Source organism: Caulobacter vibrioides, from assembly GCF_002310375.3.
Lineage (GTDB): Bacteria > Pseudomonadota > Alphaproteobacteria > Caulobacterales > Caulobacteraceae > Caulobacter > Caulobacter vibrioides_D.
In genome coordinates this window covers 1,992,810-2,005,832 of sequence record NZ_CP023315.3, presented here as the reverse complement: position 1 = coordinate 2,005,832, position 13,023 = coordinate 1,992,810, and the positions used below count along the sequence as shown (strand labels likewise).

Here is a 13,023-nt window from a genome sequence, read left to right as displayed (position 1 = left end):
ATCCGTTCTCTGCTGGCCCTCCTTCGAGCGGAGGCGGCCGCGCAAGTCAACTGATCCAAGGGCGGCGAACCGCCACATCGGCTTGACCTTCCAGCGGAAGGCGTTACGACGCTCGCCCCCTCCCGCACCGCACGATCGAGCCCCCCATGACGGCCGCTTCCTCCGTTTCGGCCGCTGGCGCGCCGACCATCGGCGTCGACTTCGGCACCACCAACACCGTGGTCTCGCTGACCCTGGGCGATGATCAGGCGCGGCTGGTCCGCTATGCGATCAACAACCGCGACCTCTTCGCCTTCCGCTCGGCGCTCAGCTTTCATAGCGTCCAGGGCGTGGGCGAGGCGGCGAACGAGCGGGTGGTCGAGGCCGGCCCCTGGGCGATCGAGTCCTATCTGGAAGATCCGCTGGAGACGCGGTTCATCCAGTCGTTCAAGACCTTCGCCGCCTCGGCCGCCTTTACCGAGACGCGCATTCTCAACAAGCGCTACCAGTTCGAAGACCTGCTGGCCGCCTTCCTGCTCCGCCTGCGCGACCATGCGGGCGCGCAACTGTCGGACCTGCCACCGCGCATCATCGTCGGCCGTCCGGTGACCTTCGCGGGCTCCTCGCCGGACGAGGCCCTGGCGCTGACGCGCTATGAGGCCGCCTTCCAGCGTCTGGGTTTCACCGATATCCGCTACGCCTATGAGCCGGTCGGCGCGGCCTTCTTCTTCGCCCGGCAACTGAAGCAGGACGCCACCGTGCTGGTGGCCGACTTCGGCGGCGGCACCAGTGACTTCTCGCTGGTGCGGTTCGAGCGCGCTACGGACGGGACGCTGCGTTCCACACCGCTATCGCGCTCAGGCGTCGGCGTGGCAGGCGACGCTTTCGACTATCGGATCATCGACCAGCTGGTCTCGCCGGAGCTGGGCAAGGGTTCGGACTACCGGTCGTTCTCCAACAGCCTGCCGATCCCGCAGCGCTACTACGCCGCCTTCGCGCGTTGGGACCAGCTGGCCCTGCTGCGCGCCTCCAAGGACATGCGCGACATCCGCGCCCTGGAACGGACGGCGGTCGAGCCCGACAAGATCGCCGCGCTGATCGAGGTGCTGGACGGCAATCACGGCTATGCGCTGTATCGCTCGGTCTCGGCGCTGAAGGAGGCGCTGTCGAGCCAGGACGAAGCGACGTTCCGGTTCGAGGCCGGCTCGGTGCGGATCGAAAAGCCCGTGGCGCGGTCCGAGTTCGAAGCCTGGATCGCGCCCGAACTCGCGGCGATCGAGACGGCCGTGGGCCAGGCCCTCGCTCAGGCCAACCTCACTGAAGCCGGCGTCGATCGCGTGTTCCTCACGGGCGGCAGCTCGTTCGTGCCGGCGGTGCGCGAGATCTTCCTGCGTCGCTTCGGCGCCGACAAGATCGAGAGCGGCGGCGAGTTCGAGTCGATCGCCTCGGGCCTGGCCCTGATCGGTCGCGAAGCGGACCTGGATCTCTGGACCATGCGCGCAGGCTAGGCCCCATTCGCCGCATGGTGGCGCCCGGCGCTTTGGCTTAGGGTTAACGCGAACGATTCGCGTCGCGACCTTGTGGGGCAACGAATCCAGTGCCGATTTCGTACCTGTCCGCCGCCCAGATCGCCGCCCTGGCGACGACGACGATACAGACCCTGTCGACCACCAAACTGGAGTCGCTGACCAAGACCCAGGTCGGCGCGCTGTCGGACGCAGCGATCGGTACTCTGGACGCCAGTCAGGTCTCCGCGCTCTCGTCGACCCAGGTCAAGGGCCTGACGGCGACCCAGATCCCGGCCTTCGCCCAGAACCTCTTGTTCGATGTCGACCAACTTCAGGCCTTCAGCGGCGTCCAGCTGAACGCCCTGACCTCGACCCAGCTGGCCAAGCTCGACTCGGACAGGTTGCAGGCGCTGAGCGCCGTCCAGATCGGCGCCATGGACGCCACCCACTTCACGGCGTTGGACGCGACCCAGATCGCGGCCCTGAGCACGACGCAGCTGGCGCAACTGACCACCACTCAGATCGCCGCCTTCAGCGCGACCGATCTGGAGGAGCTCTCGCTGGAGAAGATCTCCGCGCTGACCGGAACGCAGATCGCCGCCCTGCCCGTCGACCTGGTCCCGTCTCTGGAAGGCTCACGCCTAGCGGCCCTGAGCACCACCCAACTCCAGCGCATGACCGCCACTCAGGTCGCTGCGCTGTCGACAACCCAGTTGCGCAGCCTGAGCACCAGCATCACGTCGCTCGGCGCCTCGCAACTCACCGCCCTGTCCGCGGCTCAGGCCGCCGTGCTCTCAGACGCCGTCGTCGAAGGCATGAGCGGAACCCAGCTTGGCGCGCTCAGCGCCGAGGGCCTGTCGGGGCTGTCTGCGACCCAGGTCGCGGGCCTGACCGGCACGCAGTTGGCCGGCCTGAAGCCGACCCAGCTGCGGGCCTTGAGCGAGAACGATCTGGCCGAGTTTACGGCCGCCCAGATGCGCCATTTCAGCGCCGCTCAGCTCTCGGCCTTGAGCACGACGGGCCTGAACAGCCTTGCCGCGGACCGGGTCCAGGTTTTCGACGCGACCCAGTTGACGGCGCTGACCACCACCCAGGTCGCGGGCCTGACTGGCGACGATCTGGCCGAGTTCACGCCGGCCCAGGTGGAAGTGCTGGCCACGACGCAACTGGCCGTATTGTCGCCGACCAGCCTCAACAGTCTTGGCCGCGACCAGTTCCAGGCGCTGACCGCAACCCAGTTGAAGGGCCTCAGCAAGACCCAGATCGGTGGTTTGTCGGAAACAAGCCTCGGCGCCTTCACGCCCGATCAGGTGCAGGTCTTCAGCACCACGCAAATGAGCGCCTTGTCGCCCGCCGCCTTCAACAGTCTCAGCGCCAGTCAGATCCAGGCGCTGACCGCGACGCAGTTGGCCGGACTGACCACGACCCAGGTCGCCGGCCTGACCGAGGCCGATTTCGCAGAGTTCACGCCGGATCAGGCCGCAGTCTTGAACGGCGTCCAGATCGCGGCTCTGGCCACCAAGACCCTGAACGCGATCGCTGTGAGCCAGGTTCAGGCCCTGACCGAAACGCAACTCGCCGCACTGACCACGACGCAGATCGCGGGGCTGTCGACAACCGGCTTCGACAAGTTCTCCACCACCCAGATCAAGGCCTTCGCGCCCTCGCAGTTGACGGCGCTGGCGACCACCAACTTCAACCGCTTGAGCGCCAACGCGATCCAGGCCCTGTCCGCGTCGCAGCTGGCGGCGGTCACCACCACCCAGATCAGCGCCTTGAGCGACATCGACTTCGCCCGCTTTACGCCGACCCAGGTGGCCAGCTTCAGCGGCGAGCAGATCGGTGCGCTGTCGATCACCAACTTTAACGGCCTTGGCCAGACCCAGATTGCGGCGCTGTCGGCCACCCAGCTGGCGGGGGTGAGCGCGACCCAGATGGGCGGCATGACCAACACCGATCTCGCCGAACTTTCGACAACCCAGTTCGCCGCCCTGACCGGAACCCAGGTCGGCGGGCTTTCGACCAGACATCTCACCGGCCTGGACCGTACGGCCTTCCAGGCTTTGACCGCCGGGCAGATCTCGGGCTTGAGCCCCAATCAGCTGAGCGCCTTGTCTCAGACGGACATCGCCGACTTCACCACCACCCAGGTCGCCGCGCTGACGGCGAGCCAGGTGGTCGCGATCTCCGTGACCAATCTGGCGGCCCTTTCGACTGAGCAGTACGCGGCCTTGACGCCTGACTCCTTGAAGGGGCTGTCCTCGTTCCAGTTGCGCAATCTGTCGCCCAGCGCTTTCAGCCAATTCAGCGAAAGTCAGATCCAGGCGCTGAACGCCAGTCAGTTGGGCTCACTGTCGACCGCCGTGATCGCCGGCCTGACCACGACCCAGGTCGGCTACCTGGCGCCGACCCAGATCCCGGGCCTGACCATCAATCAACTGGACTGGCTCTCGACCACCAATATCGCCGCCATGACGCCGCTTCAGGTTGGGGCGTTCACCCCGGCTCAGGTCGAGAGCCTGGGCTAACGAAGATCAGCGCCCGAGCGTCTTGGCCAGATAGTTGGCCAGCACCTCGACGCGCGCCGGGCGCGGCCCGCCAGGGGGCATGACAAGGTGCAGCGCGATCGGCGCGGCGCTCCACTCGCTCAGCACCGCCTCCAGCCGTCCGTCAGCCAAGGCCGGGCCCACGATGAAGTCGGGCAGCATGGCCACGCCGGAGCCCGCCAGCAGCGCGGGCAAAAGCGCATCACCGTTGTTGGCCCGGATGACCGAACGCGGACGGACGGCCGCCTCTTCTCCGCCCCCCCGTTGGAAACGCCAGGTCTCCGGTGACGCCTGGTGGCCGTAGGTCAGCCCACGATGCTCAGCGAGGTCCGCCGGATGGGTCGGACGCCCATGCGCCGTCCAGTAGGCTGGCGCGGCCACCACATGGCGCTGCACCGCCCGCAGCCGCCGCGCCACCAGCGAACTGTCTGGCAGGTCGGCGACGCGCAGCGCGATGTCGAACCCCATGCCGATCAGGTCGACGGTCGCATCCGACAGGTGCAGGTCGATCGAGACATCGGGATAGGCTTCAAGAAAGGCCGGCAACACCGGGGCCAGGCTGGCGACGCCCAGCGACATCGGCGCAGCCATCCGAACAAGCCCGCGGGGCGAGGCGGACTGGCTGGAGGCCTCCTCCTCGGCCGCCTCGGCCTCCGCCAGCACACGGCTGGCGCGTTCGACAAGCGCCTGGCCGGCGTCGGTCAGGGCCAGACGCCGGGACGTGCGGTTGAAGAGCCTGGCCCCAAGGCGCAGCTCAAGCCGCGTCACCGCCTTCGACACGGTCGCCTTCGACATGGCCAGGGTCTCGGCGGCGGCGGCGAACGAGCGTAGCTCCGCCACCTTGGCGAACACGGCGAGGCCTTCGAGGTCAGGGAGCTTGGACATGCGATTAGCCTAGATATAGAAACAATGAGTTTCAACAGTTTCCATTTATAATCGCGCAGCCGACCCTATCTTCTCCTCAACAGGACGCGCCGACGCGGCGCGCCAGAGAGACTTGAAAGGTAGAGCCATGATCGACCGCAAACCGTTCGACAAGCTTGGCGGCGCCGACCACGGTTGGCTGAAGGCCAAGCACCACTTCTCGTTCGCCAGCTACTACGACCCTAACAACATGAACTGGGGCGCCCTGCGGGTCTGGAATGACGACGAGATCGCCCCCAACACGGGCTTTCCGCCGCATCCGCACAGCGACATGGAAATCATCACCTATGTCCGCGACGGCGCGATCACCCACCAGGACAACCTGGGCAACAAGGGTCGCACTGTCGCCGGCGACGTCCAGGTGATGAGCGCAGGCACGGGCATCCGCCACGCCGAGTACAATCTCGAGCCGGAAACGACCCGGATCTTCCAGATCTGGATCGAGCCGAAGTCGTTCGGCGGCGCGCCCTCCTGGGGCTCCAAGCCGTTCCCCAAGGGCGACCGCTCGGGCAAGTTCGTGACGCTGGCCAGCGGTTTCGCTGACGACGCCGACGCCCTGCCGATCCGCACCGACGCCCGCGTGTTGGGCGCGACGCTGAAGGCGGGCGAGACCACCACCTACGCTCTGGGCAAGAGCCGTAGCGGCTATCTGGTTCCGGCCGTCGGAACTGTTGAGGTCAACGGGGTCAAGCTGAACGCCCGCGACGGCGCCGGCATCAAGGACGAGGACGTGATCACCATCACCGCCCTGGAAGACGCCGAACTGGTTCTGGTCGACGCCGCCTAACCCCGTATCGAACTGGCTGTCCGCGCCCTCCCCCCATGGCGGACGGCCACGCGCCGCCCCGAGGATCCCTCGCCTCGGGGCGGCCTTTCGTTTGGCCGTCAGTTTGCAGGATCGAAGTCGGGCTTCTGGGCCGCGACATAGGCGTTCCATTCGGCGGCGCTATGGAAATCGAGGCCTTTGTCCCACGCCGCGCCCATGTAGTAGACGAACGGCTTGCCGGGCTCGACCTTGATCAGCATCAGGTAGTTGTCGAAGTCCTGCCGCACCTCGACCACGGATTTCGGGTCGACCATGAGGGCGATCGCCATCGAGCCCTTTTGAGGATCGGCAGGCTCGAAGAATGTGACGCGACCGGGCGCAAGATCCTTGAGGAACTCGCCTGAGCCGGTGGCGCGCTTGCGTTTGGAAATGCCGATGCCGACGACCAGGGGCCCTGGCTTGTCGGAGCGGATCGTCGACACCATGCGGGTGAAGTTGGTCCCCATCGGCAGCGAGAATGTCCGCGTCTCCCAGACCTTGCGGTCCACATCGACCGGCCAGGGCGCGTAGTCCACGCTGAACGCGGCCACATCCGGACCGTTCTTGAGGATCTTCACGTCGCTCCAGTTCCGCGACGTCCAGAGCTTGTTGTCGTGCCACACGCCCAGGCCGCCCGCGCCACGCGCCGTGCCGACATCGTAGAAATCCAGGCCTTCGCCATGGTTGGTGTGCTGGTCGCCGGTGCGCAGCTGGCGATCCATGTACGGCCAGCGCACGCTCTTGCCCCAGGCGTCGATGCCCGAGGTCGACGGCGGCTCGGCCTTCTCCAGGTCACGGCTATAGATGCGATGCGCCGTGCGGTCGTTCTCCCAGAGGATGTCGTTGAAGCGATACGGCGCCAAGGTGACCGCTGCGCGTGGCGCTTGTTGCTCCGCAGCGGGCGGATTCAGGCGTCCATCCGGACGCATCTGCTCCGGCATGGCCAGCATAAAAGCCGCAAGGGCGAGCCCTTCAATCATCCGCCATCCTCCTCCGCACGCCCTTCGATAGACGGCCCAAGGTCGATTGGTCTAGCCAAAACGAACAATGCGGTCTGGCCAAATTAGGCGGAAGGCCCGACGCCCCGTGGAGCGTCGGGCCTCGACAGCGTTGATCGCCCGCGCCTATCGGCCAGCGACGATGCTGACGTTGAGCGTCGATCCGTTCGGCCCCGGGGCCGTCCAGGTCTCGCCGACCTTACGCTCGACGGTCGGGCTGCAATTGGCGGGCGTCCCCGCCGGCGGCGCGGGCTCGGTCTGGGTAAAGCAGGTCGATCCATTCTCGATCTTCCAGCTCCCCTTGGCCGTCGACCCATCCGGCGCCTTAGCGACATACGAGCCGTTGGCGTCGATGTGCATCTTTGTCATCGCGCCGTTCGGATAGGTGATGGTCACGGTGTTGTTGTAGGCGCTGGCCATGGGGTCGGCCGCAGCGGCGCTGGCCGCCGCCATCACCGCCGCGGCGGCGAGGATCGCAATACGCATTGTCGTTTTCCCCCTTCGCCCCGTCTCACGCGGGGGCGAAGGGAGGTTAAACCCAGTCAACGACGATTGGATAACGTCGTTTTCTAAGCCTTGGTGTTGGCCAAGGCCGCCTGGGCGGCCGCCAGGCGCGCGATCGGCACGCGGTAGGGCGAGCACGACACGTAGTCGAGGCCGACCTTCTCGCAGAAGCCGATCGAGGCCGGATCGCCGCCGTGCTCACCGCAGATGCCCAGTTTGACGTCCGGACGCACCGCGCGGCCGCGTTCGGCGGCGATGCGGATCAGGTCGCCCACACCGTCTTGGTCGAGGCTGACGAAGGGGTCCTTCTCGAAGATGCCCTTCTCGATATAGGCGTTCAGGAACTTGCCCGCGTCGTCGCGGCTGATGCCGAACGTCGTCTGGGTCAGGTCATTGGTGCCGAAGCTGAAGAACGCGGCGTTCTCAGCCAGATCACCGGCGCGCAGAGCCGCGCGGGGCAGCTCGATCATGGTGCCGACGGTGTACTCCAGCGCCACGCCCTGCTCTTCCAGCACCGCCTTGGCGACACGGTCGGTCAGGTCGCGCAGGTACTTCATCTCCTCGCCCTTGGCGACCAGCGGGTGCATGATCTCCGGCACGGGCGCGGCCTTGCCCGACTTGGCGATCTCGCACGCCGCCTCGAGGATGGCGCGGACCTGCATCTCGTAGATCTCGGGGTACGAGACGCCCAGGCGGCAGCCGCGGTGGCCCAGCATGGGGTTGGTCTCGTGCAGCTCCTTGGCGCGACGCATCAGCTTGGCGGCGTCGAGACCCGTGGCCACGGCCACAGCCTGAACGTCTTCCTCGGTGTGCGGCAGGAACTCGTGCAGCGGCGGATCCAGCAGGCGGATCGTGACCGGCAGGCCTTCCATGATCGTGAAGAGCTCGACGAAGTCGGCCTTCTGGAACGGCGCGATCTTGGCCAGCGCGGCGCGGCGGCCCTTCTCGTCATCGGCCAGGATCATCTCGCGCACGGCGGCGATCCGGGTGTCGTCGAAGAACATGTGCTCGGTGCGGCACAGGCCAATGCCCTCGGCGCCGAACTGGCGGGCGGTCTTGGCGTCCAGCGGGGTTTCGGCGTTGGCGCGCACCTTCAGGCGGCGAACCTCGTCGGCCCAGCCCATCAGGGTGGCGAAGTCGCCGGTCAGCTCGGGTTCGATCATCTTGGGCGCGCCAGCGAGGATGTCGCCGACCGAGCCGTCGATGGTGATGATCTCACCGGCCTTGAAATCGCGGCCACGAACGCGGAACAGGCCTTCCTTCTCGAAGATGGCCACATCGCCGGCGCCCGAGACGCAAGGGCGCCCCATGCCCCGCGCCACGACGGCGGCGTGGCTGGTCATGCCGCCCCGCGCCGTGATGATGCCGCGCGCGGCGTGCATGCCGTGGATGTCCTCGGGGCTGGTTTCCTCGCGCACGAGAATGACCGACTCGCCATTGGCGGCGGCCTTCTCGGCGGCGTCGCTGTCGAAGACGATCTTGCCGGTCGCCGCGCCCGGCGAGGCCGGCAGGCCCTTGGCGATCACGTCGCGATGGGCCGACGGATCGATGGTCGGGTGCAGCAGCTGGTCCAGCGAGGCCGGCTCGACACGGCCGACGGCTTCCGACTTCGAGATCACGCCCTCGGCCGCCATATCGACCGCGATCTTCAGCGCGGCCTTGGCGGTGCGCTTACCGTTGCGGGTCTGCAGCATGTAGAGCTTGCCCTGCTCCACCGTGAACTCGATGTCCTGCATGTCGCGGTAGTGACGCTCCAGCGTCTCCACGACCGTCTTGAACTGGCCGAACACCTCGGGCATCGCCTCTTCCATCGAGGGGGCGACGTCGCCCATCTCCTCGCGGGCGGCCTTGGTCAGGGATTGCGGGGTGCGGATGCCCGCCACCACGTCCTCGCCCTGGGCGTTGATCAGGAACTCGCCGTACAGGCGGTTGTCGCCGTTCGACGGGTTGCGGGTGAAAGCCACGCCCGTCGCCGAGGTCTCGCCCATATTGCCGAACACCATCGACTGGATGTTCACGGCCGTGCCCCAGCTTTCGGGGATGTCGTGCATGCGGCGATAGAACTTGGCGCGGTCGTTCATCCAGCTGGCGAACACGGCGCCGACGGCGCCCCACAGCTGCTCCTGAGCGTCTTGCGGGAACGGCTTGCCCAGTTGCTCGCGGACGGCGGCCTTGTAGTCCTTGATCACCGCGGCCCAGTCGTCGGCCGTCAGACCGGTGTCGACATGAACGTCCAGGCGATCCTTATGGTCGTCGAGGATCTCCTCGAACATGTGGTGCTCGAGGTTGAGCACGACGTTCGAGTACATCTGGATGAAGCGACGGTAGCTGTCATAGGCGAAGCGCCGGTCGCCCGACAGCTTGGCCAGGCCCTCGACGGTCTCGTCGTTCAGGCCCAGGTTCAGCACCGTGTCCATCATGCCCGGCATCGAGGCGCGGGCGCCCGAGCGCACCGAGACCAGCAGCGGGTTGGCCACATCGCCAAACTGCTTGCCGGTGATCTCCTCGATCTTGGCGAGGCCCGTCTGGACCTGGGCGGCCAGTTCAGCGGGGTACTGCTTGCCGTTGGCGTAATAGTGGACGCAGGCTTCGGTCGTGATCGTGAAGCCAGGCGGCACGGGCAGGCCCAGGGACGACATCTCAGCGAGATTGGCGCCCTTGCCCCCCAAGAGGTTCTTCATCGAGGCGTCGCCATCCGCGCCGCCTCCGCCGAATGCATAAACCCACTGGGCCTTGGTCAGCGTCTCAACCGGCATCTTTGAATTCACCCTGCGATAAGTGAAAAGGCTGCGCCCCTCTTTTGGGGGTCGTCTCGCCTTGGAACAGCGCTGCTTTGTTGTAATCCCGCAGTGCAATATCCGGGGGCCTCAGTAGCACTTCGGTCAAGAACGCGTCCACTGGCCGTTCGCTTTCCAAGCGCCAACGCGAGAATTCGGCAAATAATTCCAATGACAACGTTGTCCGCTGGGGGCGGCTGGCGATGTTCTTGGCAAACCCGGCTCAATCGCTCGACTTGGACCTGGACCGAACGATTGCAGGGCCTTGTCTTCGCGCTGCGAAACGCCTTCGATCGTCCCATGGCCGCACGGATCATCCGACTCGGGACCTTATTGAGTGATGCGGACGCCATCGCCGACCTGCACACGCGCAGCCGTCAGGACGCCTATCGCGGCCTCTACGGCGACCACTATCTGGACCATCAACTCCCCGCCATTTCCCGCGCGGTCTGGCGCGAGCGCTTTCAGGACTACGCGCCCGGCGCCGACCTGATCCTGGCCGCCATGGACGACGCAGAACCTGTCGCCCTCGCCTACGCCTCTTTCCGGGTGAATCCCGCCGTCGGTCTCCTGGTCGACAACCTCCACGTCGCCCCTGAACGGAAGGGCCAGGGCCTGGGCTCGCGGCTGCTGACGACGGTCGCCCGGTGGCTGCGCGATGAGCACGCGGGCGCGGCCTTGCATCTGGAGGTCTATGCGCCGAACGCCGAAGCCTTGGGCTTCTACGCGCGCAAGGGCGGCGTGGAGGTGGCGCGCTATCGCGAAACTCCGCCCGGCGGACGCGAGGTTGAGGTCGCTCGCTTCCGGTGGTCGCGACCAAAAGATCTTTTGGCCTGACCGTCAGGCGCAACACGCGAAGAGAACGACGGAACCCTTAAAGGCATCCGTCGCTCGCCCCCGATCGGTTCGCGTCTTTGACTCTGACGGCCATTGCACGCGAAGCCCATCGCCCCACCGGTCCGACTCCCACAAGAGCAGACAACCTGTCGTAACCGCTGCAGAGTCGCCGAGATGTGACGTTTCGCACACGGACGCTCGTCCAGCTGTCCGCTCGCACCGACCTGGACAGCCGCCTCTATCGGGCGCGGTAGACGCTGCGCAGGTAGGCTTGATCCGCCTCGGTCAGAGCCTTGGGCGTTCCGTGGCTGGCGTCGAACAAGGTCATGATCGAGTCCGCCGGCGCAGGGCGAACGCGAACATCCGCCAAGGAAACCATAGCGAGGTAGTCCGCCAAGGCGGACACCTTAACGTCCTGCGCCTTTGCCGCGTCGACAACAATCAAGGCGTTGTGCGGCCGTGCGTCGCCGGCGGCCGAGCCGCGCACATCGCCGCCATGCACCCAGCGCACCGGACGGCCATCCGCCTTGAAGGCCTCAGCCGCCTCGGCGGGCACGCCTCGGTAGTTGAAACGCTTGGCGCGCGAGGCCTCGCGGATCAGCACGTCCGGCTCGGCCGAGAACAGCACCACGACGTTGGGTTCGCAGGCGCGCTTGGCGTAGGTCGCGCCGGCTTGCCGGGCGACCTGGTGCATCCGCGCGGCGACATAGGCGTTCACGTCCGCAGAGGCGCCGCGAACCAGGGGGCACACCCCTTCGCGGGCGCTGCCGGGTGATGCTTGCCGAAGCCGAGACATCTCCGCCTCAAGCCCGTTCTGTCGTCGGGCGTCGCCCATGAGGGTGTCCGCCTGCCGCGCCGAGACTCCGGACGCGACCGCGACGGCGGCTGTGACTGCGAGACCAAAAATCACGTTCTTCATGATCGTCCTCCGCTTCAGCACGAAGCTGAAACACAACCCAGGAACGATGTCGAGGTCACTTTCCCGCGAGCATGAAAACGGCGGATGCTCCCTCCGGACCATCCGCCGCGCGTTTTCAGACGGGCGCGGGATCGAAAATCCCGCCGCAGCTCGCGTCCTAGAACGGGATCTCGTCGTCCAGGTCCGCCGAGAAGCTCTCGCGCGGGCCGCTGGGCTGGCTGCGCTGACCGCCGCCGAAGCTGGAGCCGCCGCCGCCCGAATAGCCGCCGCCGTACTCGTCGCCGCCGCCCGACGACATGCCGGCTTCACCGCCGCGACCGCCCAGCATGGTCAGTTCGCCACGGAACTTCTGCAGCACGATCTCGGTCGAATACTTTTCCTGGCCGGTGTTGTCGGTCCATTTGCGGGTCTGCAGAGCGCCCTCGATGTACACGGTCGAGCCCTTGCGCAGGTACTGCTCGGCGACCTTGACCAGGTTGTCGTTGAAGATGACGACGCGGTGCCACTCGGTCTTTTCCTTGCGCTCGCCGCTGCTGCGGTCACGCCAGGTCTCGGACGTCGCGATGCGGAGGTTGGCGACGCGGTCGCCCGAACCGAGGCTGCGGATCTCGGGATCGGCCCCGAGGTTGCCCACCAGAATGACCTTGTTGACGCTGCCAGCCATCGCTTGGACCTTGCTCTCGCCCGGCGACCCATGCGCCGGAATCTGGAGCGAGACGTTAACGACCCGCTAATCCAGACGCAAGTTTTGTTCTCGTAACGTTCTTGTGGGCAAGCAAGGCGCTTGTGGACGGCCGGTGGTTAGGCCGCGAACATCCTACTGTGCGGGAACGCGCTTAATGGCGCCCGGCACCGCCAAACGCCCATCGCCCGTGCGCACCAGCGACATGAAGCGCGGACCTTCGTAGGACTGGCCCACATAGATCCCTTCCTTCTCGATGAAGATGAAGGACCCCTGATAGGCGCCGACCATGCTGCGGCTGTTGGACTGGCCCAAGCGCACGAACCGCATGCGCATGCCCTCGAGCGTGGCCGCGCATTCCTCGAGTTGCGGCACATTCCGGCTGACCGGATTGAAGCGCAGAGTCTCGTCCTTGTTGGTGGCGACATGGAAGCAGACGCCCTTCTCGAACGGCGCCTTGGTCTGCTTCTGGCAACCGGCGAGCACGAGACCCGAAACGGCGAGGACGGCGGCGGCGAGGACAGTCTTCTTCATGGATTACACT

10 protein-coding genes and 1 pseudogene are annotated in these 13,023 nt (G+C 66.4%); 4 read left to right on the top strand and 7 right to left on the bottom strand.

Going from position 1 to position 13,023, the window contains the following annotated elements:
* Nucleotides 1–146 precede the first annotated feature (146 nt).
* Entirely contained in the window at nucleotides 147–1,487 is a 1,341-nt protein-coding gene (locus CA606_RS09520; protein WP_096051349.1) for an Hsp70 family protein, read from the top strand.
* A gap of 89 nt (nucleotides 1,488–1,576) precedes the next feature.
* Nucleotides 1,577–4,015, top strand: a complete 2,439-nt coding sequence (locus CA606_RS09515) for a hypothetical protein (RefSeq protein ID WP_219933451.1) — start codon at nucleotides 1,577–1,579, stop codon at nucleotides 4,013–4,015.
* Between the two features lie 6 nt (nucleotides 4,016–4,021).
* On the opposite strand, the gene CA606_RS09510 is transcribed toward CA606_RS09515, so the two are convergent.
* Nucleotides 4,022–4,918 carry a LysR family transcriptional regulator gene (locus tag CA606_RS09510; protein WP_096051350.1) on the bottom strand — a complete coding sequence of 299 codons (897 nt, stop codon included), beginning with the start codon at nucleotides 4,916–4,918 and terminating at the stop codon, nucleotides 4,022–4,024.
* 127 nt (nucleotides 4,919–5,045) lie between these two features.
* On the opposite strand from CA606_RS09510, the gene CA606_RS09505 reads away from it, so the two are divergent.
* The gene (locus CA606_RS09505) at nucleotides 5,046–5,744 is read left to right on the top strand and encodes a pirin family protein (RefSeq protein ID WP_096051351.1); all 699 of its coding nucleotides are present in this window, start codon (nucleotides 5,046–5,048) and stop codon (nucleotides 5,742–5,744) included.
* A gap of 98 nt (nucleotides 5,745–5,842) precedes the next feature.
* Here the strand turns inward: CA606_RS09505 and CA606_RS09500 are convergent, their stop codons facing one another.
* The 3 genes and pseudogenes from CA606_RS09500 to ppdK form a co-directional block, all read right to left on the bottom strand.
* Nucleotides 5,843–6,742, bottom strand: a complete 900-nt coding sequence (locus CA606_RS09500) for a DUF4861 family protein (RefSeq protein WP_096051352.1) — start codon at nucleotides 6,740–6,742, stop codon at nucleotides 5,843–5,845.
* A gap of 147 nt (nucleotides 6,743–6,889) precedes the next feature.
* Nucleotides 6,890–7,213: pseudogene (locus CA606_RS09495) on the bottom strand (hypothetical protein); the annotation flags it as partial.
* Between the two features lie 116 nt (nucleotides 7,214–7,329).
* Nucleotides 7,330–10,020 carry a pyruvate, phosphate dikinase gene (gene ppdK, locus CA606_RS09490; RefSeq protein ID WP_096051353.1) on the bottom strand — a complete coding sequence of 897 codons (2,691 nt, stop codon included), beginning with the start codon at nucleotides 10,018–10,020 and terminating at the stop codon, nucleotides 7,330–7,332.
* Nucleotides 10,021–10,341: 321 nt separating this feature from the next.
* Between ppdK and CA606_RS09485 the strand changes: the two genes are divergently transcribed.
* Entirely contained in the window at nucleotides 10,342–10,878 is a 537-nt protein-coding gene (locus CA606_RS09485; RefSeq protein ID WP_096053815.1) for a GNAT family N-acetyltransferase, read from the top strand.
* 238 nt (nucleotides 10,879–11,116) lie between these two features.
* Here CA606_RS09485 and CA606_RS09480 read toward each other — a convergent pair whose 3' ends face one another.
* The 3 genes from CA606_RS09480 to CA606_RS09470 all read right to left on the bottom strand — a co-directional run bounded on the left by CA606_RS09480 (nucleotide 11,117) and on the right by CA606_RS09470 (nucleotide 13,013).
* Nucleotides 11,117–11,797, bottom strand: a complete 681-nt coding sequence (locus tag CA606_RS09480; RefSeq protein WP_181242870.1) for a hypothetical protein — start codon at nucleotides 11,795–11,797, stop codon at nucleotides 11,117–11,119.
* A 157-nt stretch (nucleotides 11,798–11,954) separates the two neighbouring features.
* A complete protein-coding gene (gene ssb, locus CA606_RS09475; RefSeq protein WP_096051355.1) occupies nucleotides 11,955–12,461 on the bottom strand; it encodes a single-stranded DNA-binding protein in 507 nt (168 codons plus the stop codon).
* A 153-nt stretch (nucleotides 12,462–12,614) separates the two neighbouring features.
* Nucleotides 12,615–13,013, bottom strand: coding sequence for a hypothetical protein (locus CA606_RS09470; RefSeq protein ID WP_096051356.1), 399 nt, complete (start codon nucleotides 13,011–13,013; stop codon nucleotides 12,615–12,617).
* Between the last annotated feature and the right edge of the window lie 10 nt (nucleotides 13,014–13,023).